Source organism: Brasilonema sp. UFV-L1, assembly GCF_012912105.1.
Lineage (GTDB): Bacteria > Cyanobacteriota > Cyanobacteriia > Cyanobacteriales > Nostocaceae > Brasilonema.
The window spans coordinates 1-23,250 of sequence record NZ_QMEA01000103.1; the positions used below are offsets into that span (position 1 = coordinate 1).

Genomic DNA, 23,250 nt, shown 5'->3' on the forward strand with positions numbered 1-23,250 from the left:
TATACAAGCTTTTTCAGACTATTTAGTACATTTGCACCGGGGGAAGTTCAGTTTATAACTCGCGAACGAGTGTTTGTAACTCACGAACGAGGAATCCGGTTCCGATAAACCCGCAGGCGATCCTCCAGAGGCTTGACGCGTCCCAACCGCTGTGTCCCTTTGGGACGAGCGCGATACGCGCTGAAAGCGAGAAACCCGGTATCTTTGAGATACCGGGTTTCTGGGGGAACTTTGAAGAAAATTGTCAAATCCTTTCCCTTACTTTACTTTCTCCCTCCCTCACTGAGTGCATCAACGAACTGATAAAATTTTCAGATACTCAGTCGCAACCCAACCATCAGAAGCAACCCAATTGTTGGATCTCACCTGAATCCAACGCAAGCCGTCATTATCTCTGCCTTCACCGTAGACATAGATTTTTGACCCATTAGGAATCTTACCAAGTTCACGAGCACTTGTATCAGGTTGTTCCCGAACATTCAGACTATTGGGAGCATTGATGACGAGTACTTCTGCAATAGGTCCAGATGTTCCAGATGTTTCTGTCTTGATATCGACATGGGTTTTAAAAACATACCAAGTGTCGTATTGAGGACATCCAGGATTACCAATTTTTTCAAAGAGAGTGACTCTATAATGGTCTCTGTCTGCTTCCGCTCTATCTTTGACTCTAAATGTCTTTCCACGGCTAAGGTTATACTTTTCACAAAGTCCAAGCTGACTTGAGTCCTTAAGACTCTGTTTGAAATTCGTTCCGTCTGAGTATGTGACTGTCAATAAGTATGCCATTGAGGTATCTCCTTGTTGGATTTTCTACACCTATTAAATATTAGTGTTTTTTGCAGAATACCCACACTGAGAGTCGTTAAATTTTCCTTATGGAATTAAGATCAACTGGCAAATACTTTATATAAAGAAAATTGATGACTTCAGATGTACAATAGTTCCAGTGTCAAAGCTGAAAAATTTCCAGACTCATCATACTTAACTAGCAGTTGTTGCATCTCGGAAGTTTTCACAAACCAATTAGCTGCCATAGTAAAGGAAGTTCCAATATTGATTTTTTTTGGACAACTGACAGAAACTCCGTCAGGCAAAAAGTAAGCTTCGTGTCCTTCCCAGTGCCAGTTGAAGTGAGTCGCGACAGGTGCTGAAATCTTTAAATCAGGAGTTATAGTTACAGCAGTTCCTTGCCAATGACCGCTAAAATCTCTTTTTGATAATTGATTGAGTTCATTGGACCAGTATTGACTAGGAAAACCAGTCGCATCTTCTCGAATATTTGCAATTCTCAACAAGCTACCACTCTTGTCATAAACTATGCCTACACTATGTCTTAATTCCTCAGACTTAAAAAATAATTCAACGCCAAAATATGAATCTGTTTTTAAGTTTTTTGAAACCCAAGCTGCATGACCGGATTCAAAAAAAAGTCCTCTCATCGATTCAGTTTGTGGATGAAAAACTCCATCTGACAAGCTATTCGAGAGTTGATTAGATTCCCAGCTTTGTTCTAATTTTCTGCCGTCATTATATAGAGAATAATTAGTTTGATAAATTTCAGTTTTCTCTGGATTACTCCGAAAGCTTCTAAGACTTTGAAACGATTCTGTTACCTCACGTTCTGGAGAATATCTTGTCCAAATTCCATGCCAGTCACGCAAATGGTTTGTCGTAAAATTTTTCCAGTTTTGCTCTTTTAAGTCCATAAGATATAACTTTTTTGCGTCTATGGTAGTGTAACACACTGTTATTTATACCAAGTTGCATTATAATATATGATTCTCACCGGAGGGAAGAATCGCGCAAAATACTGAGTCCCAAAGGAACACGCTCTTGCAACACTTCACTACGTTACGAATGCGACAAGGGCGGACGCTAGAAAGAACAGTATGATCCTCGCTCCGCTCAAATTCAATCCGGGACTGCGTCCCGCTGCGCTAACAAAATTCGCTGCCTACGGCACGCTACTAACACATTCAATCCGGAAGAAAGCCGAGACTAAACAAGGGTTTGGGAGTGTGTATGTGTCGCATTCTTTTTTCAAATTGGTGTAACTTTTGCGAAACCGGGTTTCTAAGCACGCGAACGACCCTTAACATTACTCCTTAGCTGTAAAATGCTCACAATTATTGGTTGCGGAAATCTCAATCGTAGTGACGACGCTGTAGGCGTACTCATTGCTCAACGCCTACAAAAATATCTTGCTCAATATCCTCATTCTCATGTGCAAGTTTATGACTGTGGTACTGCAGGGATGGAGGTGATGTTTCAAGCAAAAGGTAGTCAACAGTTAATTATTATTGATGCAAGTTCAACTGGTTCTCAACCTGGGGCTGTCTTTAAAGTTCCTGGTAAAGAACTTGAAGATTTACCAGAGCCAAGTTATAACTTGCATGATTTTCGCTGGGACCATGCTTTAGCTGCAGGTAGGAAAATTTTTAAAAAGGATTTTCCTCAAGAAGTGATTGTTTATTTAATTGAAGCAAAAAATCTTGATTTTGGATTGGAATTAAGTCCTATCATTCAACACTCTGCTGACTTAGTGTTTGAAGAAATAACAACAATTATTAGACAAAGGTAGGAAAAGCACGGCATCGCCGTGCTTTTACGGAAAAAGAACAAGCACATCACCTGATTCAATATACGTAACTTACCTGGCTGATAAAACCAACCCTGAGATTGATTTCAGTGTGAAGTTTGAATATTTATCCGCCAGTCAGTTCGTTAAATTTCAGCGGAAGCTCGTTCTATCAATCGACGTGCTAAAGTTTGCGTACCAGTATGTTCGTAATAATTTGTCGATACATCCAGGAACGCAGCGAGGTAGTCTAACTTATCATCAGCAAAGTCAACAAAATTTTGCAGGTTGTTAGCTACGTTTTGTGGTGTTAAATTATGCGAGGCAACAAAATCACTCATCCAACCACTGACTGAGTTGAAGCTTTCACCGATAAAGTTCAGTTTGCTCTCGGAATTACCACCTGGAATTTCGCCTCTAATATTTTGAAAGGTCGAGTTTTCATCTAAATCCTGAGGACTTGTCTGATTAATTCTAGATAGTGCGCTACTGATGAAGTCTGGACCTAATGGTATTAAACCATCAAAGCAAACTAATGCAGCCATACGAATGAACGACTCACCGCTGTATTCACCCAAAGACGCGACGAAATCCCCAATACTGTCTCCAGGAATACCGTTAATTTGGCAGAAGGCGACTAACTCAGCAACTAATTTTAAGCACAAGTCTATGGTTTGTGCTTTGTCAGCTTTGGGAGTGATTCGGTTTAAAAAACCCAAAAGAGGAATTTTCTCACCCACTGTGTTTGCTAAAGCAGCTGCACCAAGTGCTTTATCTGTGCTGTCAACACTTTGATAAAGCCACATGGCTCGTTGGTATCCCTGAGAGCGATCATTGTAGAGATAAACTGCTCTTTCGCCAATTTGCTGAATCAGTTCTTCGTCGGTTTCACCAGTCACAGTTTGGATAGTGTTGACAAAGCCAACCACATTTTGCCACTCACCAGGAGCGATAAAATCAAGCGATCGCAATGCAGAAACAGTCAGGTTATTGGTTGGTAGTTCATCAACTAACTCAAAAATCGGTTTGCTCACAACAGACTCCTAAATTGTTTTCTGATGACTCAGAATTTCAGTTGTTAAATGACTCACTGCTAAGCTGAGATGATTGTGAATGACTATTTGTTTTCCCTATTGGCTTTTCGCTAGTCGTGTTAAACCACTGAGGTTAAATTTCTGTAACCAAGCTTCGCGATCAGCTTCGGTAAATGACGGATCGCGAGATTGGACTTTCACTTGATAGCGATCGCCTACTAAAATCGCAGTGCCAGTGCTACCCTGACTTACCGCTGGATATCCGGCTATTGTCTTTGTGCTGTTCTTAAATTTAGCAGCCGGGTTTGTGGCACCTTTGACTCCTTGTGTATCATTCACGGAAAGTACAGCCAAGTCTTTGCCATCTTTTTTCAATTTCGCTTCAGCAAAGCCTTTCTTCTCTTGAGTATAGACGCGTTGATATCCAGCCTCAGGGGTTGGGAAAAATTTGTTAAATTCGCTACCTTGAGTTGAATCTTTCGCAACTGCTTGACCACTTCTTTGTTGGCTGCTTTCCTGTTGCGCTTGGTCAAAACGTCCAGGAGTCTTTGGCGCACAGGCTGTTGTCAACAGTAACAAAGATAACAACAAACTTGCTAAAATTCTTCGAGTACGGGGGAAAAACATTTTTGGCTCCTCCTTTTGTTTGACTTTCCAAGAAATTATCGATTGACTAAAGAAGTAGTCAGGAGTCAGGAGTCAGGAGTCAGGAGTCAGGAGTCAGGAGTCAGGAGGAAATGCTGAATTCCATTTCCTGGGTTCTGGCTTGTGCATTCTGTCTTCTAACCGGAGGCTGGGCTTCTGGTGGATCCACTCCTTCTCATCAAAGACTACGGTAAGCAATCACAGCATAAAACGGATCTCCTCCTGTCACACCCATCCACTGTAAGAAATTGGGAAGGCTTGACTGACGAGAAATCACCTCTGGTGGTGTGAATCCTGGAACAGCAGATAAATATTTTTTGACCAATTCCACTCTACTGGCTTCTGTCCCCTCTCGCCATGCTTGAATTGCTTTTTGAAAAAACATCCGGTTAGAAAAGCTGACAATTGCTACGCCACCAGGTTTGAGGATGCGGTGAATTTCTGAAAAAACTGCTTCTGGATACTGCAAATACTGTACTGAAACGCAGTTGAGAACGGCATCAAAATCTTGGTCTTTGAGGGGTAGTTGAGGATTTTCGTTGAGATTCTGCACAAAATAATGATTTAACTGAGGATTTCGTGCTAGTTCTTCTGTGTTGAGTCCATGTCCTTCAACATGGTCAAAAGATATCTCTTCTGGTAGATGCGACACCCAACTGCTCATCATATCTAAGATGCGGGTATTAGGTTTGAGGCGTTCGCGATATAAGTCCGTTAGTTTTTGAATAAAACCTTCGTCCACATGAGTGACGAAGCGCGGATATTCATAGAATTGCTTGTCGTCTGTACTGTCTAGCTTAGTGCGTTCGTCTGGTTTAAGCGGCATAAAAGTCTTTTGAGAACAAGTTTGTTTAATCTTTGCAAAATTTGGTTAATTTTGATTCCGTTTAGTGGAAACAATTGATATACCACCATACGTATTCTAAAAATAGACACCAAAATATTCATGAGCCAAAAGAAAAATTTGGCTGGTCACAACTCAATGTTCTATAAACTACAATTTCTTTATCCAACCAGGCTGACTATGGGGGCTTTACGTGCCTTTCCCTACATAGCATTGTTAATCTGGACACTACCACTATTATTGTTCAGTTCTGGGGAAAGTAGCTTGATGGCGCATGATGAAGGGCTTTACGCTTGGCGATCGCGCCTGATGATAGAGACTGGTGATTGGATACATCCTTGGACAACTCCCCATCATAAAACACCTGGTCCTTATTGGTTAATTGCCAGTTTTTACACATTGTTTGGCATGAGTGAAGCGAGTGGGCGGTTACCAAGTATGATTGCTGGTGTTCTGAGCGTACTACTTGTCTATGAAATAGGCAAGATTCTTATCGGCAAAAAACTTGCTTGGCTGGCTGCAGCAATTTTGAGTGTAGAATTTCTCTGGTTGCAATACTGTCGTTTAGGCACACCAGATGTACCTGTCATTTTCTTAGTTCTTTTAGCGATTTGGTCTTTCCTGAAAGCAGAATTACACCCGAAGTATCGCTTTGCTTGGTGCGCCCTTGCTGGTTTGAGTTTTGGCTTAGGCTTTTTAATCAGAAGCTTCATGATTTTTGTTCCAATCATAGCTTTGCTACCATATCTCATATGGAACCATCGCCGTCATCGTCATCTTGCAAATCCAATGTTGTATATTGGGTTTGTGGTAGGGTTAATTCCTACCTTTGTCTGGTTATGGCTGACTTGGTTACGATACGGTAATGATAGTTTTGCTCAATTAATAAACTTTGTTCTCAAATTAGGATCTGGTGAACGCGCTCATAATGGATTAGAGTTTTATTTCTGGAATCTACCTGTAAAAGCGTTTCCTTGGTTTTTTTTCAGTCTTATAGGCTTAGTTTTGGTCATTCGTCGTCCGATTCCTCGCCACCAACTCATATTAGTTGGTTATCCCCTCGTTCTGTTTGCCGAATTAAGCTTTTTCTCCACTCGTCTATCCCACTACAGTCTGTTCTTATATCCATTCATCGCTTTGCTTGCTGCTGTAGGGTTAAATTGGCTGAGTGCAAAACAAATCAATTCAAAATGGACTGCGTCCTTGCAATCTACGAAAATTCAAAATGGACTGCGTCCCGCTGCGCTAACAAAATTACCATCCTACTCACCTCCCCATCTCCCCACTGCCCCTAATCCCCAGGGAGTGGGGGCCCCGAGTTCCCCACCTCCCTCTTCATTTCCTCGCAATCTGAGTTATGGGTTTGGGATACTAGGTGTTTTGCTGTTAGTGGCGGGAATCGTCGCTTTTGTTTGGGGTGATGCGCAAGTCGATAAGTACGCTATCGTGGCATTGGTATCAGGAGTCAGTTGGTTAATATTACCTTTAGTGTGGATTAGTCGTTACCAATTGGGCAAAAAGTTTCTGACTTCTCGTTACTGGTTGGCGGGTTGGTTAGTTCCTGTTTGGATATCTTTGGCTGCTGCTGGTAGCAGTGGTTTTTTGGGCGACTACAACCCTGATGTTAAAGCTTTTATCCAACAGCCTGCGATCGCTCAAATTTTACATTCATCTCCTATTAACTTTGTAGATATAGGAGGCAAATCTGACGTGTTACTGAAATTTTATACTCCTCACCACGGCAAGCGAGTCAAACAAGTGTCCGAACTGCCAGCCTCAAGCTACGCTTGGGTTCCCGTCAAAAAGATGACTAATTCAGTCCAGCCTTATCGAGTTCTTGGCTCCATAGAAGATGTAATTTTAATACAAATTCTTAGCAAGTATTAATAAGGTATATTACAGTGTTGTAATTTTCTTTGGGTGAAACCAAAGTAACATAAAAATAAGGTACTGAGTCTAGTTTCAGTTTGCGATGTACTTGGGGTGACTCAAGAAATCGACACGCTTAAACACGTTTAGAGTAACAGTAGAGGTTATACAGTAAGGTCAAAGATGGAAATTCTACGTATAGTGGTGACAGGAGGTATAGGTGCAGGGAAGACAACTTTGATTCGCACAATCAGCGAAATAGAAGTCGTAGACACTGACAAGAAAGCGACAGATGAAGTCGGACAAATGAAAGAAAAAACCACAGTCGCTATGGATTTTGGGCGACTTACCATAGGACCTAATCAATCACTACACCTTTACGGCACACCAGGACAAAGCAGATTTGATTACATGTGGGAGATATTGATTTCAAGAGCCCATGCTTACATTTTACTAGTAGCCGCTCACCGTCCGCAGCATTTTCGTCATGGTCGGAGGCTACTCAACTTCATGAATCAACGGATGCAAATTCCTTATTTGATTGGGTTGACTCACACTGATTGTCCAGATGCATGGGAAATTGAAGATGTGGCGATCGCATTAGGATTAGATGATGAACAGAATCGACCACAGATGATTGCAATTAATCCTACTGAGTCCACTTCAGTCAAACAAGGTTTGATTGCACTTGTTGAAGAATTCTCCAATTACTACCAGCATTGCATCAGATAGCTGGCGCTTTCGTGCTTCATATCAAATCTGGTTAATGACTTCTGAGAGGGCGTATCGCCTCCTCAGAAATCGTGTACGCAGTTGATGATGAGTGCTTAATTGGATTGATTTGATTCAGGAGATTGAGATGATTCAGTTTTTGCCTGGGCTGACTTCTGGACTGACTTCGTATTCAATTCTTGTATTTGCTTCAGATGAATATTATTCACCTGAGTAACAAAGTTTTCAACCGCTATTTGTGCTTTTTGTTGACGTTGAGTTTCGTCAGCTAAATCATAAGAGCGATACAATTCACTCACCCCCAATATAAACTTCTCTTGTTCTGCTTCTAACAATTCAACAGTAGTGTTAGCCGCAACCCAAGTTTCCTGAAAAGGAAAAGACGTCACTATACTCGCGACTATAGAAGCGATAGCTGGACAAATAACGGGAAGCCACTTTAGCCATGATACACCTGCTTCCAATTTGTCAACCAAGACTAAAATCGGTGTAACTCCAGAGAAAACAATGGTACCAATTTGTGAAAAGTAGTAAATATTTCTAGAGTTATTGCGGGTTTTTTTATAATCGTCAATCAACTCCTGACAATACTCTATTGCGTTGATCCTTGCCGGAGTTATCAGATTATTATCTAACGACTTATTAGGCAATAGATAAGTATGTAATTCTGCTTTCTTACTTATGTTGGATTGAATAGAAGCACGACCATACTCCTTAAATAATTGTCTGTTAACTAGAAAAAGAAAAATCCAGCTAGAAAGAAAAGCCGCTACATAGATTTTGACAATTTGAATCTCTGGCAAAATCTTGGTGATGACGACTGAACAAATCAAAGCACCTAGAGATAAATACTCAATTGTCTTCAATGCAAACAACATATTTGGATTAGGAGTTGATGAGTTGGGAATCTCATTTTGGTTTGTTTTCTCAAAAGTAGTCATTGTTTACTCGTCAATGTAGTGATTTCATGAAGTATTTTGGCCAACTAGAGAACTAACAATGAAGAGTTTGTTAAGCTCATCTTATCGGTTGCACTTGAAGATAATACCAAGTCGTCCTGTACGAAAGCATAAGCTGGAACATTCATCCAGGAAAAGAGAGCTGTAAGAACAACAGCAGTGACCACAGCTATCTTTAGTAATCAAATTTTTCATCTTTTTCAGCCCTAATCACCAAAAAAGAACAATTTCAACTCAATGCCAAGTTGACTAGCAGTATTTTTTTTAGAACATGGTAACATAGGACATTGATGCACATATTACACAAATTTAGCTAGAAATACTACGTAGCCTAACTCATACCTGATATAGTTACACACACCATGATAGAGTCCTCTCTTACATTTGACAAGTGCTTTGACTCATCAAATAGAATTTTTAAATAACTCAGAAGGCTTGTCTATAAAAGATTTTTATTTTTCTGACAAGTGTAATGTATTTAGGCGACATCATACCGCAAACAGCTTACAAGAAAACTCTTTGTGATTATAATCACAACTCATAAAAAGAGCTTGCATGAAAAAAAAAGAAATGACGTGGCTTTAATGACACGCAACTACTTATATTGATGAAAAATGGCAAACTACCTTTTTGAAGATAATTCTGTTTTTCCTCGGTTAGGATATCCAAAAGTTATGGTAATGGCACAAGTTCTTTGAACATATAACGAATGATCGCTGCACTCAATGAACATTTCATAATAGACTGAGTTTATAAAGACACAACAAAGCTTAATATGACAACTGCACTTGCTCTTGTGTTTCTTCCACTTCAGTCATTTGGAACCATTTTGTCTATTCAACAAGCAAATTTACTTAACCCAAGAGTAGGAAGCGAAATTGTAGAAGTTTATGTCAAAGTATTAGACAATAGCTCAAAAAAAATCTCAATTCAAGCAGTACACAGTACACAGTACACAGTACACACTGATAACTGATAACTGGTAACTGGTAACTGGATAAATTATGGTATGGCTAAAAAATCTAAAGATAACCTCGAAGAATATAAAGATGTAAGAGTTGCTGCAACCTCAAGAATCTGGGGAATCACTGTCGGAATACTAGCAATTTGTATTCCACTATCTGCTGTCACAAGAAGTGGTCCTATATTACCTTTAGCTGCTATCACAGGTGCAGCAGTTGGTACTGTTGCTGTGTGGCGTTCTGATGACAAAAAATCAAAGAATAATTCTTTACCTCAGCAAAAGGTAGAACTGTTAGAGCAAAGAATTGCTAACTTAGAAACAATTGTGAGTCGTGATGATTTTGACTTACTGATGAAAATTAAACAGCTAGAATCTCGCGATCGCAATACAGACAATTAAATAGATAATTCAATCATTTGAATCCAACTCATCAACCTTGTGTCAGGTACAACTCTATTTCTGGCGATTTGCAAAAATTGCCTGATTTTATTATGAATATTTGACAATTTTTTCTCAATCGAATTCATTTGTTGCAATTCATTTTATCATAATTCTTTAAGAGTTTACAAGTTCTTAGTTAAATTGCCATGTCCATACACAAAAAAGACGGTTAATTGTAAAGGGATATTACGATTGTTTCAAAAATATTTAAAATTCGTCTAAAAAACAAACATGGCTCTAATGTAGAACCTAAGAAGATACTAGAGGAAAACTATGATCAGTAACATTCAAAAGTATCGATTTGTCTGTACCCTTACTTTTGGGGATATCTATGGTCAAATTATTGTTTGGTTAATTACTATTACAATAAGTTTGGCGTCCGCTTTAGCGTTGATGGGTGCAAGAAAGCCTGTTTATGCTTTAGCCACTGTTGGACTCGTAGTTCTACTATCTTTGCCTTTCTTGCTTTTTGCCTTTGTGACGACCTTACTAAATCATATTGAATTGACTCCTGTAGAATCAGGAACAAAAATGGAACCAATACCAGGTAATGTTTCGCAGCAACAACCTGTACAAGCAGCAAGCTGAATGGATTTTAGATTGAACAGTGGTTAGAAGTTAGCGGCTTGTGATCAGGAAGAACTAACAACTAAACAATTCTCATTTTTGACTCTAAAATTCAGAATTGGTACCACATCGTCCCTGTCTGTTGGCGGGGAATTTTTTTGCAGACGCCATATATCGCGTTTTTACAATATAACAACTATGGCTTTTTGAAAATTAAGGACTTATTATGCTTGAACACGATGTGATTATTGTCGGAGGCGGATTGGCTGGGTGTCGCGCTGCAGTAGAAATTGCTCGCATTTCACCTAGTTTGAAGGTGGCTGTTGTAGCCAAGACTCACCCGATTCGTTCCCACTCAGTCGCCGCACAAGGTGGTATGGCTGCTTCTCTGAAAAATGTTGATTCAGCAGACAGTTGGGAAGCTCATGCTTTTGACACTGTCAAGGGTTCTGACTATTTAGCAGATCAAGATGCGGTGGAAATTCTCACGCGTGAAGCGCCAGATGTCGTGATTGATTTAGAACACATGGGCGTTTTGTTTTCTCGTTTAAATGATGGTCGCATCGCTCAACGTGCTTTTGGTGGACATTCTCACAATCGTACGTGTTACGCTGCTGATAAAACTGGTCATGCTATTTTGCATGAACTCGTGAACAACCTGCGGCGATATGGTGTCCATATTTATCAAGAATGGTACGTAATGCGCTTGATTTTAGAAGAAGGTCAGGCAAAAGGTGTGGTGATGTACCGTATTCAGGATGGTCACATAGAGGTGGTGCGCGCTAAAGCGGTGATGTTTGCGACTGGTGGATATGGGCGAGTGTATAATACTACGTCTAATGATTATGCTTCTACAGGTGATGGTCTGGCAATGACTGCTCTGGCTGGTTTACCTTTGGAAGATATGGAATTTGTGCAGTTTCATCCTACGGGATTATATCCGGTTGGAGTCCTGATTTCAGAAGCGGTGCGTGGAGAAGGAGCGTATCTGATCAATTCTGAGGGAGAACGCTTCATGGAAAGATACGCTCCCAGTCGCATGGAACTTGCTCCGCGTGATATTACATCACGGGCGATCGCCTACGAAATTCGTGCAAATCGTGGTGTTCATCCTGATGGAAGTGCGGGTGGTCCTTTTGTTTATCTTGACCTGCGACACATGGGTAAGGAAAAAATTATGAGTCGCGTTCCCTTTTGTTGGGAAGAAGCACATCGTTTAGTGGGTGTTGACGCAGTGACTCAACCTATGCCAGTTCGTCCTACAATTCATTATTGCATGGGTGGTATTCCTGTGAATACTGAAGGTCAAGTTCGTAGTAGTGGCGATGGTCTGATTGATGGCTTCTTTGCTGCTGGAGAAACTGCTTGTGTTTCTGTACATGGCGCAAATCGCCTCGGTAGTAATTCCTTGTTAGAATGTGTGGTTTATGGACGCAGAACAGGAGCAACGCTTGCACATTTCGTGCAAAAACGCAAGCTACCGACAGTAGACGAGCAACGTTACATCAGTGAAGCTCAGCAAGAGATTCAAGCTTTGCTAGACCAATCAGGAAAATACCGTATCAACCAAATTCGCCAAGCCTTCCAAGATGATATGACTCAGTACTGTGGCGTTTTCCGCACTGAGGAATTAATGCGTGAAGGTCTAAACAAAGTGCAAGAATTAGAACAACAATACTCGCAGATATACTTAGATGACAAAGGCAGTTGCTGGAATACAGAAATCATTGAAGCTTTTGAAACGCGGAGTTTGATGGTGGTAGGGCGTATGATTTTGGAATCAGCCTTAAATCGTCAGGAAAGTCGCGGCGCTCACTTCCGCGAAGATTATCCCCAACGAGATGATACCAATTTTTTAAAGCACACAATGGCTTATTATTCGCCAGCAGGAATTGATATTCAATATCGTCCAGTGGCAATTACCATGTTTCAGCCACAAGAGCGGAGGTATTAGGAAAGGCGATTGTTCAGATGAATCTAGAGCCCTTTTTCACAATTCCCCAAACGCCATGCTCTGCCTAGAATCGCAAAGACGATCAATCTAGGGCAACAATCGAGAGGAGTTTGACGTGTTCTTGGGCGGTGCGGGGCATTCTCAACAAGCGGTCGATCGCGCGACTCGAATTGGCGCAGTTGGGCGAGTTCGCTTTGGAGGCGATCGCACTGTGCAGTCAGGCGATCGTTTTCTTGTTGAAGTTGAGCAATTGGATTCAGTAGAAGAAAAACTATGAAACGGTTTCTGCTTCATCTACACACGGGCTGACAGCGCCAGGACTTACGCAAAGAAACCCGGTTTCTACAAAGAATCCTCTGTTTCGGAACCAAATACGAACGAAGAAACCCGGTTTCTAGAAGATAGTGCGTAAGTCCTAGGCGCTTCATGAAACGCAGTGATCGACACCAGGCGATTGCCAGCCGCATCCCACAAAATAAACTTAAAACAGTTTGGCATATCCGCTATGCGCAGCGTTTTGATCTGGGTTAGCAAGTGGATATTTGCATGGTGGCAAGCTTCGAGATTGTAATTCGGGATGCGTTCCGAAACGTGATGAATATTGTGGTAGCCAATATCCGCCGAAAACCACTTCAACACCATCGGCAATTCCAGATAGCTGCTGCCTTCAATCGCGCCCAGCAGATAATCCCAGCCTTCCGTTTTGTGCGCATAGGAGCCATCAAAATTGTGCTGCACAAAAAAGACGCAGATAAAAATCGCCGCCGAAAACGTCAACGTAATCGAGTAGACGCCCCAAAAGAAGGCAACGCCCAGGAAATGACTCAGTGCAATCCAACTGCCTACCACGCAAATATTGTTGAACAGCAAATCCCAAAACTCGCCCGTCGTATACCAATGCTTCGACTTATAGGAAGCAATGATGCCGCCTAAACCCAAGCTGGAATTTTGCCGCAAACTCGTCATAAAATGGTCCATGAAACCCAAGGTGCCCGCAATCAGCGCCAGTCTGGGCTTAATTGCCAGGTAGAAAAACCCACCCGGAAAAATCATGAAGGGATGCCGCAGCACGGCATACCACCGCTGAGATGCAGGACTGAGTTTCGCAAACTCCTCCGTCGAAATCAAGGCAGAAGGACCACGATACCGCTCCCAATCGCCGTTGGTTTTGTGATGGTAGGCATGCCCCCGAGACCAGGGATATTGGGGAATCGCGTTCAACACACCCAGCAGAAACCCAACGCCCCGATTCACACGTTTGGAACGAAACAGGGAATAATGCCCACAATCATGCATCAGCGAAAAACAACGCGCCGAAAACAGAGTGATCAGCACCATAATCGGCGGCAGCAGCCACAGCGAAACCGCAGCAGCCTTCACCGCGAGAAACCACAGTAGTAGATAAGGAACAACTGTATTCAGAATTTGATAGGTTGCTCGCCAGTCGTTGCTCTTCATGTAGGGCATGAGCACAAAATCTGACTTTTTAATGGGCTCCGAATTTGTATCAGAATTTATATCTAGATTTGCATCCAGATTTGTATCAGAATTTATAGCTGGGTTTGAATTTATAACTGGACTTGAATTAGAGTTCGGATTTGAATTTATAACTGTGTCCGACTTTTTAACCGTGGTTTCCATTCAATAAAGCTCTCTTGTGAACAATCTCGCAGCCATTCACTGAACTGGCCTCTCAGATAATGCTTTCAGAGAATTGCTTTGAAGGTGAGGTAAACAGGTAGGCGGGGCAAACACTCAAAACCTCACTCGGTATTAGCCGCTAATAAATATAGCATCAAAAGCCCGCGATCAGTCAAGAATCTCTGGATAACGGCACCGCAACCCCCGAGGGAAATCGCATCGGCATCGCCTTGCTGCCCGACTTTTATGTATGGACGGGAATCCTATCCAGATTGTTCCATGCCAGATTTTCCTAAACGGGCTTGTTCTGAGCTATGGCAGTTTTAACCTGCTGTTCGTTAAGCTAACAGTACTCATGCAGTTTTCGTTTCTGGTGCTAATGACTACATCTTGTCTTTTCCGTGTTTTGACTCAGGGCGGTTTCTCGCTGATGATCGCGTAGCGCGCCCTGTTGCCCAACCGTACGGAGTGCGGTTGCCTCAAAGCTCCGCTTTGAGGAAGCCTGTTCTTCCAGAACAGGCTTGGCAACATACGGGCGTTCGCCGCGCTCCTTTTAGTCGGCTATTCAAAATAAGCTGTTGCGCTTTTAATTTGCATATTTTTGATTATCTGGTCAATCATTGCAACCCTCTTTCCTTCTGACTTGAAAGTGGGCATTCTCAACAAGCGGTTGATCGCACTGTGCAGTCAGGCGATCAACCGCTTGTTGAAGTTGAGCAATTGGATTCAGCATAAGAAAATCGGTTAAGTTGTTTCTATTTCTATTTCTCAACACATTAAGATAGTTTCAATCTCCATTGATAAATGCGTTAACTATATAAACTATGCAGACAAAAGAAGCACCTTTCACTCTTCGGCTCTGGACAGTGAAGGAGTACCATAAAATGGCAGAGTTGGGAATTTTTCACCCAGAAGAACGAGTGGAATTAATCGCAGGACAGATTGTTAACATGAGTGCAAAAGGAACTGTCCATACTACTACAGTCAGACGAATTGCTAATGTTCTGCGTGATAAATTACAAGCTCAGGTAGATGTTCATACTCAAGATCCAGTCCAGTTAAATGATTTTTCTGAACCAGAACCTGATATTGCTGTGGTAAAAGTTGATCCACGTGATTACGTTGACCATCATCTCTATAGCCTCAGAAGTTTATTTGATCATTGAGGTAGCAGATATAGCAATCCTATTTGAGTTGTAAAAATATCGAACCGCCAAGACAAGCCAGTGCGTTGGGCGGCGGAGCCGACTTGAAGCACCTGGCGTGCCAAGAACGCCAAGAAAAGAGAGAATTTTACAAATGATTTAGGATTGCTATAGTAGCTTTAAATATGATTGCGAGACTAAAGGTAAAGCCTATGCAAAATCAGGAATTCTAGATTATTGGGTAATAGATGTTAATAACCGTAAACTTCATGTTTTTCGAGAACCTACTCAGGAGAAATATCAGAGTGAAGTGATTTTTTCACAAGAGGCAATGATTTCACCTTTGAATTTTCCTAACTTGATGATTACAATTGCCGATATATTGCCACCAGTGATTAATAAGCCGTGAAAACAATACTTCTTCGCCAGTACGGGTTAGCAACTGGCTGATTTTGAACTGTAGCGTGACGCTAGCTGGGTAAGGATATCGTTATGTACAACTTTCGCGTAACTGTTTACTGATAACTGAATAACTGAGCCATTGCTTTACTATAACTTGGGATAGATGTATAATTTCTTAAAAGAAGGGGAGTAGCTGCTGGCAAAAAACTAGCCAGTACACTCGAATCAACATACTGGCGATCAGCCTGGTTCAAGTGACAAAAAGCACATAGTTATCAGTTTATAGCTCTTTATAGCTCTCAGCTTTGTTTATACTAAGAGTCCTGAAAAGCTGACTGCTGACTGCTTATTGGAAGTGAGACCTTCACTAAGTTCACACACGACAAGTGTGAGCTTGGTGGAGTCTCACTGCTCGCATCAAGCTCACACAAGAAAAAAATCTTCAAGGAGCTTGAAAGAATGTTAACAGCTTTTACCGCAGGTTTATTACTGATTACAGTTTCGGAATTAGGAGATAAAACATTTTTTATCGCCGTTATTTTAGCGATGCATCACTCACGGCGACTAGTCTTTACAGGTGTGGTAGCAGCTTTAGCTGCTATGACAATACTTTCTGTTGTTGTAGGACAAGCAGCTTCTATACTTCCAAAAGTTTACATTCATTTTGCGGAGATAGCTTTATTTATTGGTTTTGGTTTTAAGCTACTGTATGATGCAAGTCGAATGCCTGCTTCTAGTTGTGATACAGAAGTTGTCGAAGAGGCAAAAGCTGCTGTGAAACAAGCAGATATGCAACTGCCGAAAAAGAAAAATGCTTTAGCAATTTTAACAGAAGCCTTTGTACTGACATTTATGGCGGAGTGGGGCGATCGCACACAAATTGCCACAATTGCCCTCGCCGCAGGAAATAATGCCATTGGTGTGACAACGGGCGCGATTTTGGGACACGCCATTTGTGCTGCTCTTGCTGTCGTTGGTGGCAGAATGCTAGCAGGGCGAATTTCTGAGCGGAAACTCACCTTGATCGGTGGATTTTTGTTTCTCTTATTTGGCGTCGTCGCCGCCATCGAAGGAGCGTGAAATAAGTAGAAGAGTCAAAGAGCGTGGGAAAATATCTCTCCCTCTCTCCCTCCCTCCCTCTCTTCCTCCCCCATCCTCACTCCTTAAGCGTCGGCGTCACAGCAGGAGTAGGAGATTCACTTGAGCGTTTATTAATTTCGTCTCTATATTGGGTTGGTGCTAAAGCTGCAGCTTGGGTAAATAAAGTTTTTGCCTCAAGAGCTTTGCCCTGTTCTTTCAGGAGCATCGCCTTTGCTAGGATGGGACGAAAGTCCTGTTGATCGTTGCTTATTGCTTGATCATAAACACTAAGAGCTTGGGCATAGTTTTTCTGGGAGGCGTGTACATTGCCCAACAGCACTTGTACAGCCACTGTATCTACACTTCCGGGTTGAGTTGTATTTGCTTTGCTTGCAGTACTGAGAGTATCTTGTAGCAAACTGATAGCTGCTTCAGGACGTTTTTGAGTGAGCAACAAAGCCACCATACCCTGTAAAGCTTCAAGGTTGCCAGGTTTGTTTTCTAAAACAGAACGGTAAGCTGTAGCCGCTCCTTCCTTATCCCCAATTTGCTGCTTGGCTTGAGCCAGTAAAACTGCGTATCTTGTTTGTTCTGGATTGAGAGCCGCTAATTTTTCCAAAGGTTGAATAACGCTGTTGACATCACCCACACCCAAACTTAGTAATTGTAGTCGAGTCTCAAGCAAGCCTCGGAGCGCCGCTTGGTTTTCTGGCTCGCGCTGCAAAACTTGTGCATAGCCTCGTGCTTCATCTTCCAGTTTCGATTTTTGCTCAGACGAAGGTAAATCACTTCTTGTATTCGTAGATTTCTGGGTAGAGTTTTGCGTTTGATTAAACGCCCCAAAGAGTGGCACTATCGAAACTCCGACAAATGCAAGAATTGCCAGCACCAACACTACATTGACTATCCAGTGTTTGCGAGGTTGAGACACAAAACCATCCTTAAACTTTAATGAAATTATCGTTGAGGTCAAAATATGGAAGTTAAAAATTTCAAAAACTTTGCGGAATTCCGCGAATTATTTGTGAATTTTATAACAAAAAGCAAGATATGCACTGCATACAAGTGTTGATTTCAGGAGGAACCGTCTAAATTCTAGCGATGATATGCTTCCGAAACTAGTGTAAAGGGGCTAAATCACATATTTCGCGCATGTTTAGCGTATGTATGTAAAATTTTGCGTCTTTACTATCGTAATAGAGCGTTAAAACATGGCTGTCTTGAAAGGAAATATACTTACAAGCGCCGCACAAACGCTCTTTTCAGCTGCCTTTGTAAAATCCCACAATGGGATGTGTCTCCGCCGCAAGGAGTTTTTATGAATTCCGACCTGATGCCGTCACCTGAATCATCCAATTCAACCACCTCCAAAGAAGCTTTGAATAGCAAAGACACAGAAGCTGCAACGAATGTTAATGACCATTTAAGAGCTTCTGGTAAAGAAAATTTGCCCGTTCTCTCCAGTGAGACTGCGAATTATGAAATCTTAGAAAATCGGCAGCAACCGATTCCACCTCCCAGCGAACTCATGCAGTACCGAGCCATTGGCTTAGTGCGAGGTCGCTATGTTGCCGTCAGTAGCGAACAATTTACTCAAGGTTCAATGGTGACTACAGATGGCGCACAACTCGATGCCGTCCTTCTGGGTCGAATTATGAGTTTAGTCAAAAATCATTTGGACTTGGAAAAAGAACATCTGTGGGTCGTTTATCCACGCACTCGGCAAGAAAACGACAAATTACACCTACAAATTGTTGGAGTTTGGGAACCGGAAAACTTAGCTAAACATCAAATAGTTAATGACGAAGAAGATTCAGCTTCACAAGAAGATTTACCTTCACACGCCACTAATTGTTCCTCAAATGCTCTCATCCCTTCATCAGAATTTCCAGATGGTAACTTTTCTGTTCGTGGCGAAGTCGTTTATCAGTCTTTTGAAGCTGAACACTTGGTGATCAAAATTAAGCAAGCTGCTCGCAAACAAGATGACAAACCAAAGTATTTCAAATTGAAAATCAAAGGTAAGCTTGAAGCCAAAGCAGTTGGTAAGTTTTGGGACTTACAAGTCAAACGGGAAGCAGAAGAATTAGTCGTAGAAAGCGCTGAGGCGATCGCTGATTTGCCCAAAAAGCGCAGACCACCACAAACAAGGCATGGCGGCGGAAGTCGTCGTCCTGGTGGAAGGAAACCATTTCCCCCAAGACCACGCAACAGCGAAACTCCACGCCCAATCCGGAAAACAGGCGACTCCTCTGCGGTCGCAAAACCTATATCCTCAAAACCACCTGTCCCTAAGCCCGTCAAACGTCCTAAGCCACCTGAACAGTAAGCAAGGGAAGCAGGGGTAGCAGAGGGAGCAAGGGGAGAAAAATTCCTCCCCACTTTCCCCAGCTTCTTGTCCTCTTAAAATTGCGTCCAGCGGTCTTGTGGAAGAAAAGACCGCTGCATTTCAATTGAAGCAACAGGTTCTGTTAAGGTGAAATCTCCCGCTTCAATCCATTGTTTTAACTCCACGGCAACTTGCCTAGAAAAAAAGACACTCGCAAGGGGTGCAACGCGCACAGTTTTGCCTTCTATGGTGATTCGTCCAGATTTGAGTTGGGCGTAACTGACTAAACCAAAGGTAGGACGAACACGCCGGGGAATGGAAAAGTCTACAACTGGGGCTACCAAATCTTTATCTTGAATTGCACATCTTGCAACGACTTCTTCGTTCAACACAGGAAACGGTACACCCACCCCCAACATCAAAGAAGGACCGTAACTTTTAAAGTAGCATCCACGCACCCAACGAGCATCCATTTGCTTAGCGTCACCAATTAAAGCTAAAGTTGCTGCTGGTCCAATCGGTGTACGATTGGGTAATCGCTTTTGTAAAGGAAAGTGCTGAGTGCCTTCCCCAGCAACATAACCAACGCCCCCTCCTAAAAAAATTCGTGTACCAATCCCAACCAGTTGTAAATCTGGATCATTGAGTAGAGGAGAAATCGCACCGGGGTTAGAGTAAACGGCATTGCCCAAACGCGGTTGCAAAGGACCGAGGTATGTGTAGAGTGGGCGATCGCCCCCATTCACACCTACTATAAAATTTTGATAAAGATTGCGTGGATTGAATAAATAAAACTGATTAATTGTTTCACGGGTAATCGTGGTTTCAAAAGTCGCTCTAGGATAGCAATCTGTCACTTGTCCTTGTGCTCGTATATGTACGGCTTTACCGGCTATCAAATCTTCTATGACATGACCTCCGCCTCGTTCTCGAACTTCTTCGCCGTCCATCGCTTCCACCGCACAACTCGCACCTAAGTACAAATCTACGGCTCCAAAACCAGAATATGCCGGAACACCATCTAACCAGCAACGGCGAATTTTTATCGGTGGGTCAGTATGTCCTAGGTTAAGAATTGCACCACTAGATTCCATCGGCTCAAAAGTGCCAGTGGTGATGACATCAACCTCCTTAGCAACTTTGGTAACACCAACTTCTGCAACTCTTGCCTTTAATTCCTCGGCAGTTAAAACCACCGCCTGTTTGCGGCTGATTTTGTCATTAATTTCCGCAATTGTTCGCATATTGCTAGTAACAAAATAATATACTTATCACAGTCTTGCTGCTTTATAAATATTTATAAATATTTATGAGGAGGAACGGCAACTGTACATCGCCCGTATCTGTGTCCAAGATATTCTAACCACGAGCCAGATGCATCTTGCGAAAGTTCCCTAAAGTTCAAAATCCATAGGAGACTAAAGAAAAGAAAGTTACTCTTATGGGTATGAAGGCAGCAAGTGGTGCAAATAGATAAGGAGGATTTATGCGTGCAGTACTGATGGCGGGTGGTTCAGGAACGCGGCTGCGTCCCTTAACTTGTGACTTGCCCAAACCAATGGTCCCTATCCTAAATCGACCCATTGCCGAACATATCATCAATCTTCTCAAACGGCATCAAATTACAGAAGTGGTTGCCACACTGCATTATTTACCTGATGTCATGCGAGATTACTTTCAAGATGGCAGCGATTTTGGGGTACAAATGACCTATGCCGTAGAAGAAGATCAGCCTTTAGGTACTGCGGGCTGCGTGAAAAATATTGCCGAACTTCTTGACGATACCTTTTTAGTCATTAGCGGCGATAGTATCACCGATTTCGACTTAACAGGGGCTATTGAATTTCATAAACAGAAGAAGTCAAAAGCGACTTTGGTTTTAACCCGTGTCCCAAATCCGATAGAATTTGGGGTAGTGATTACTGATGAAGAAAATCGAATTCGTAGATTTTTAGAAAAACCCTCAACGAGTGAAATTTTCTCCGACACTGTTAACACAGGCACATACATTCTAGAACCAGAAGTTCTGGAGTACCTGCCAGCAAACCAAGAATCTGACTTTTCCAAAGACTTATTCCCCTTGCTATTGTCGAAAAATGAACCAATGTATGGTTACATTGCTCAAGGTTATTGGTGCGATGTCGGTCACTTAGATGCTTATCGTGAAGCGCAGTATGATGCGTTATACAACAAAGTTAAACTTGACTTTGCCTACAAAGAACTTTCCCCTGGGTTATGGGTAGGTCAAAATACTTTTATTGACCCCACAGCACAAATTGAAGCTCCAGCCGTCATTGGTGATAATTGTCGCATTGGAGCAAGAGTACAGATAGAAGCCGGAAGTGTCATTGGAGATAATGTTACCATTGGCTCTGACGCCAATTTCAAGCGTCCGATTATTTGGAATGGAGCAATCCTTGGCGATGAGGTACAACTCAGTGCTTGTGTCATTTGCCGTGGTGCGCGTGTAGACCGCCGTTCTCATGTTTTAGAAGGTGCTGTAGTTGGTTCGCTTTCGACTGTAGGAGAAGAAGCCCAAATTAGTCCATTTGTACGTGTTTGGCCCAGTAAAAAGATTGAATCTGGGGCAATTTTGAATATTAATTTGATTTGGGGTAACACTGCCCAACGTAATTTGTTTGGGCAACGAGGGGTCCAAGGACTAGCTAACATCGACATCACCCCAGAATTTGCGGTGAAATTGGGAGCTGCATACGGTTCAACCTTAAAACCAGGTTCTCGGATCACAGTTTCTCGTGACCAACGCAATGTCTCTCGCATGGTGACTCGGTCATTAATTGCTGGTTTAATGTCAGTGGGTATCGATATTCAGAACCTAGATGCCACAGCTATTCCAATAGCTCGCACAGTCATACCTACTATGAGCGTCAGCGGTGGAATTCATGTGCGAGTGCATCCAGACCGCCCCGACTACATCTTAATTGAATTTATGGATGCGAAGGGAATCAATATTACCAAATCCTTGGAAAAGAAAATCGAAGGCGCTTACTTCAAGGAAGATATGCGGCGAGCGCAAACTCATGAAATTGGTGATGTTGCTTACCCCAGTCAGGTCATGGATCGATACTGCACGGCTTTTGAGAAGATGTTGCATATTGATAGTATTCGCAACAGTCGGGCAAAAGTTGTGATTGATTATGTTTATGCAGTATCTGGGGCTGTATTACCTCAAATGCTAGATAAGTTTGGGGCTGATGCAGTCGTGTTGAATGCAAGTCTCAATAAAGCTGCAATGTCAGCAACTGACCGCGAAGCACTTTTGACTCAGCTAGGTCATGTGGTAGAAGCATTAAAGGCGAACTTTGGTGTGCAGGTTTCCGCGAATGGAGAACAACTCATTTTAGTTGATGAATCTGGCATTCCGATTCGTGGGGAAATGTTAACAGCACTGATGATAGACATGATGTTAACTGCTCACCCCAGAGGAACCGTTGTGGTACCAGTTCATGCTTCTAGCGCTGTAGAACAAATTGCTCGTCGTCATGATGGTAAAGTCATTCGCACAAAGGCAAATCCTACAGCATTAATGGAGGCTTGTCAGAAGAATTCTAATGTCGTTTTGGGTGGTAATGGCGACACAGGCTTTATTGTACCGCAATTGCATCCAGGGTTTGATGCTATGTTTTGCACGGCAAAACTCATTGAAATGCTGACAATACAAGAGCGCTCTCTCGCCTCTGTGCGGTCAGAATTACCCCGTGTGGTTCACAAAGCATATACAGTACGTTGCCCTTGGACTGTTAAAGGAGCGCTGATGCGTTACTTGGTGGAAACTCATCCAGCTCAAAACTTAGAACTCGTTGATGGAGTGAAAATTTGTCAACCGTATGATGATAATTGGGTATTAGTATTGCCGGATGCTAGTGAGCCAATAGTACATTTGTACGCTAACAGTAATGATCGCGATTGGGTAGATGAGTCATTGAGAGAGTATCGTGCTCGTGTGCAAGCGTTTGTTGAAAGAGAAGAAGAACAAATGGTTAGTGAAGTGTAATTAACGACTACACATGACTAATGGCTCGTAACCATTAGTCATTTCTTT

General features: G+C 42.3%; 22 protein-coding genes and 1 pseudogene. 13 read left to right on the forward strand and 10 right to left on the reverse strand.

Annotated elements, in window-relative coordinates; all coding sequences use genetic code 11:
• Positions 1-80: 80 nt before the first annotated feature.
• From DP117_RS24495 to DP117_RS24505, 3 genes are all read right to left on the reverse strand, one after another.
• Entirely contained in the window at positions 81-248 is a 168-nt protein-coding gene (locus DP117_RS24495; protein ID WP_169220840.1) for a hypothetical protein, read from the reverse strand.
• A gap of 43 nt (positions 249-291) precedes the next feature.
• Positions 292-789, reverse strand: a complete 498-nt coding sequence (locus tag DP117_RS24500; RefSeq protein ID WP_169220841.1) for an SH3 domain-containing protein — start codon at positions 787-789, stop codon at positions 292-294.
• A gap of 140 nt (positions 790-929) precedes the next feature.
• A complete protein-coding gene (locus DP117_RS24505; RefSeq protein ID WP_169220842.1) occupies positions 930-1,709 on the reverse strand; it encodes a DUF3598 family protein in 780 nt (259 codons plus the stop codon).
• Positions 1,710-2,119: 410 nt separating this feature from the next.
• Between DP117_RS24505 and DP117_RS24510 the strand changes: the two genes are divergently transcribed.
• A complete protein-coding gene (locus DP117_RS24510; protein WP_169220843.1) occupies positions 2,120-2,584 on the forward strand; it encodes a hydrogenase maturation protease in 465 nt (154 codons plus the stop codon).
• Between the two features lie 143 nt (positions 2,585-2,727).
• On the opposite strand, the gene DP117_RS24515 is transcribed toward DP117_RS24510, so the two are convergent.
• From DP117_RS24515 to DP117_RS24525, 3 genes are all read right to left on the reverse strand, one after another.
• Positions 2,728-3,615: a hypothetical protein gene (locus tag DP117_RS24515; RefSeq protein WP_169220844.1), complete on the reverse strand. Its 888-nt coding sequence runs from the start codon at positions 3,613-3,615 to the stop codon at positions 2,728-2,730.
• Between the two features lie 96 nt (positions 3,616-3,711).
• Positions 3,712-4,242, reverse strand: a complete 531-nt coding sequence (locus tag DP117_RS24520) for a hypothetical protein (RefSeq protein WP_169220845.1) — start codon at positions 4,240-4,242, stop codon at positions 3,712-3,714.
• 196 nt (positions 4,243-4,438) lie between these two features.
• Positions 4,439-5,086: a class I SAM-dependent methyltransferase gene (locus DP117_RS24525; RefSeq protein ID WP_169220846.1), complete on the reverse strand. Its 648-nt coding sequence runs from the start codon at positions 5,084-5,086 to the stop codon at positions 4,439-4,441.
• A 156-nt stretch (positions 5,087-5,242) separates the two neighbouring features.
• On the opposite strand from DP117_RS24525, the gene DP117_RS24530 reads away from it, so the two are divergent.
• Positions 5,243-6,991, forward strand: coding sequence for a glycosyltransferase family 39 protein (locus tag DP117_RS24530; RefSeq protein ID WP_169220863.1), 1,749 nt, complete (start codon positions 5,243-5,245; stop codon positions 6,989-6,991).
• 165 nt (positions 6,992-7,156) lie between these two features.
• Complete coding sequence (locus tag DP117_RS24535; RefSeq protein ID WP_169220847.1) at positions 7,157-7,705, forward strand: ATP/GTP-binding protein; 549 nt, start codon at positions 7,157-7,159, stop codon at positions 7,703-7,705.
• Between the two features lie 95 nt (positions 7,706-7,800).
• On the opposite strand, the gene DP117_RS24540 is transcribed toward DP117_RS24535, so the two are convergent.
• Positions 7,801-8,646 (reverse strand): DUF4231 domain-containing protein, encoded by an 846-nt coding sequence (locus DP117_RS24540; protein WP_169220848.1) that lies wholly within the window; start codon positions 8,644-8,646, stop codon positions 7,801-7,803.
• Between the two features lie 793 nt (positions 8,647-9,439).
• On the opposite strand from DP117_RS24540, the gene DP117_RS24545 reads away from it, so the two are divergent.
• From DP117_RS24545 to DP117_RS24565, 5 genes are all read left to right on the forward strand, one after another.
• Entirely contained in the window at positions 9,440-9,640 is a 201-nt protein-coding gene (locus tag DP117_RS24545) for a hypothetical protein (RefSeq protein ID WP_169220849.1), read from the forward strand.
• Between the two features lie 33 nt (positions 9,641-9,673).
• Positions 9,674-10,027 (forward strand): hypothetical protein, encoded by a 354-nt coding sequence (locus tag DP117_RS24550; RefSeq protein ID WP_169220850.1) that lies wholly within the window; start codon positions 9,674-9,676, stop codon positions 10,025-10,027.
• 315 nt (positions 10,028-10,342) lie between these two features.
• Positions 10,343-10,657, forward strand: coding sequence for a hypothetical protein (locus tag DP117_RS24555; protein WP_169220851.1), 315 nt, complete (start codon positions 10,343-10,345; stop codon positions 10,655-10,657).
• A gap of 205 nt (positions 10,658-10,862) precedes the next feature.
• The gene (locus DP117_RS24560; protein WP_169220852.1) at positions 10,863-12,590 is read left to right on the forward strand and encodes a succinate dehydrogenase/fumarate reductase flavoprotein subunit; all 1,728 of its coding nucleotides are present in this window, start codon (positions 10,863-10,865) and stop codon (positions 12,588-12,590) included.
• A 115-nt stretch (positions 12,591-12,705) separates the two neighbouring features.
• Positions 12,706-12,867 (forward strand): hypothetical protein, encoded by a 162-nt coding sequence (locus DP117_RS24565; RefSeq protein ID WP_169220853.1) that lies wholly within the window; start codon positions 12,706-12,708, stop codon positions 12,865-12,867.
• A gap of 65 nt (positions 12,868-12,932) precedes the next feature.
• Here DP117_RS24565 and DP117_RS24570 read toward each other — a convergent pair whose 3' ends face one another.
• Positions 12,933-14,057, reverse strand: a complete 1,125-nt coding sequence (locus DP117_RS24570) for a fatty acid desaturase (protein WP_169220854.1) — start codon at positions 14,055-14,057, stop codon at positions 12,933-12,935.
• Between the two features lie 1,058 nt (positions 14,058-15,115).
• Between DP117_RS24570 and DP117_RS24575 the strand changes: the two genes are divergently transcribed.
• The 3 genes and pseudogenes from DP117_RS24575 (at position 15,116) to DP117_RS24585 (ending at position 16,858) form a co-directional block, all read left to right on the forward strand.
• Positions 15,116-15,397: a Uma2 family endonuclease gene (locus DP117_RS24575; RefSeq protein WP_248277813.1), complete on the forward strand. Its 282-nt coding sequence runs from the start codon at positions 15,116-15,118 to the stop codon at positions 15,395-15,397.
• Positions 15,398-15,569: 172 nt separating this feature from the next.
• Positions 15,570-15,785 (forward strand): annotated as a pseudogene (locus DP117_RS24580) (Uma2 family endonuclease); the annotation flags it as partial.
• Between the two features lie 452 nt (positions 15,786-16,237).
• Positions 16,238-16,858 carry a TMEM165/GDT1 family protein gene (locus DP117_RS24585; protein WP_169220855.1) on the forward strand — a complete coding sequence of 207 codons (621 nt, stop codon included), beginning with the start codon at positions 16,238-16,240 and terminating at the stop codon, positions 16,856-16,858.
• A gap of 76 nt (positions 16,859-16,934) precedes the next feature.
• On the opposite strand, the gene DP117_RS24590 is transcribed toward DP117_RS24585, so the two are convergent.
• Positions 16,935-17,789, reverse strand: a complete 855-nt coding sequence (locus DP117_RS24590; RefSeq protein WP_169220856.1) for a tetratricopeptide repeat protein — start codon at positions 17,787-17,789, stop codon at positions 16,935-16,937.
• A 387-nt stretch (positions 17,790-18,176) separates the two neighbouring features.
• Between DP117_RS24590 and DP117_RS24595 the strand changes: the two genes are divergently transcribed.
• Complete coding sequence (locus DP117_RS24595) at positions 18,177-19,187, forward strand: hypothetical protein (RefSeq protein ID WP_169220857.1); 1,011 nt, start codon at positions 18,177-18,179, stop codon at positions 19,185-19,187.
• A gap of 74 nt (positions 19,188-19,261) precedes the next feature.
• Here the strand turns inward: DP117_RS24595 and DP117_RS24600 are convergent, their stop codons facing one another.
• Complete coding sequence (locus tag DP117_RS24600; RefSeq protein ID WP_169220858.1) at positions 19,262-20,431, reverse strand: homocysteine biosynthesis protein; 1,170 nt, start codon at positions 20,429-20,431, stop codon at positions 19,262-19,264.
• Between the two features lie 242 nt (positions 20,432-20,673).
• Here DP117_RS24600 and DP117_RS24605 point away from each other — a divergent pair, with 242 nt between their 5' ends.
• Complete coding sequence (locus DP117_RS24605; RefSeq protein ID WP_169220859.1) at positions 20,674-23,202, forward strand: mannose-1-phosphate guanyltransferase; 2,529 nt, start codon at positions 20,674-20,676, stop codon at positions 23,200-23,202.
• The last annotated feature ends 48 nt before the right edge of the window (positions 23,203-23,250 follow it).

Coding starts and splice junctions, on each gene's coding strand:
- DP117_RS24500 (WP_169220841.1), bottom strand. CDS start 789: ATGGCATACTTATTGACAGTCACATACTCAGACGGAACGAATTTCAAA.
- DP117_RS24505 (WP_169220842.1), bottom strand. CDS start 1,709: ATGGACTTAAAAGAGCAAAACTGGAAAAATTTTACGACAAACCATTTG.
- DP117_RS24510 (WP_169220843.1), top strand. CDS start 2,120: ATGCTCACAATTATTGGTTGCGGAAATCTCAATCGTAGTGACGACGCT.
- DP117_RS24520 (WP_169220845.1), bottom strand. CDS start 4,242: ATGTTTTTCCCCCGTACTCGAAGAATTTTAGCAAGTTTGTTGTTATCT.
- DP117_RS24525 (WP_169220846.1), bottom strand. CDS start 5,086: ATGCCGCTTAAACCAGACGAACGCACTAAGCTAGACAGTACAGACGAC.
- DP117_RS24530 (WP_169220863.1), top strand. CDS start 5,243: ATGTTCTATAAACTACAATTTCTTTATCCAACCAGGCTGACTATGGGG.
- DP117_RS24535 (WP_169220847.1), top strand. CDS start 7,157: ATGGAAATTCTACGTATAGTGGTGACAGGAGGTATAGGTGCAGGGAAG.
- DP117_RS24540 (WP_169220848.1), bottom strand. CDS start 8,646: ATGACTACTTTTGAGAAAACAAACCAAAATGAGATTCCCAACTCATCA.
- DP117_RS24545 (WP_169220849.1), top strand. CDS start 9,440: ATGACAACTGCACTTGCTCTTGTGTTTCTTCCACTTCAGTCATTTGGA.
- DP117_RS24550 (WP_169220850.1), top strand. CDS start 9,674: ATGGCTAAAAAATCTAAAGATAACCTCGAAGAATATAAAGATGTAAGA.
- DP117_RS24555 (WP_169220851.1), top strand. CDS start 10,343: ATGATCAGTAACATTCAAAAGTATCGATTTGTCTGTACCCTTACTTTT.
- DP117_RS24560 (WP_169220852.1), top strand. CDS start 10,863: ATGCTTGAACACGATGTGATTATTGTCGGAGGCGGATTGGCTGGGTGT.
- DP117_RS24570 (WP_169220854.1), bottom strand. CDS start 14,057: ATGCCCTACATGAAGAGCAACGACTGGCGAGCAACCTATCAAATTCTG.
- DP117_RS24575 (WP_248277813.1), top strand. CDS start 15,116: ATGGCAGAGTTGGGAATTTTTCACCCAGAAGAACGAGTGGAATTAATC.
- DP117_RS24585 (WP_169220855.1), top strand. CDS start 16,238: ATGTTAACAGCTTTTACCGCAGGTTTATTACTGATTACAGTTTCGGAA.
- DP117_RS24595 (WP_169220857.1), top strand. CDS start 18,177: ATGAATTCCGACCTGATGCCGTCACCTGAATCATCCAATTCAACCACC.
- DP117_RS24600 (WP_169220858.1), bottom strand. CDS start 20,431: ATGCGAACAATTGCGGAAATTAATGACAAAATCAGCCGCAAACAGGCG.
- DP117_RS24605 (WP_169220859.1), top strand. CDS start 20,674: ATGCGTGCAGTACTGATGGCGGGTGGTTCAGGAACGCGGCTGCGTCCC.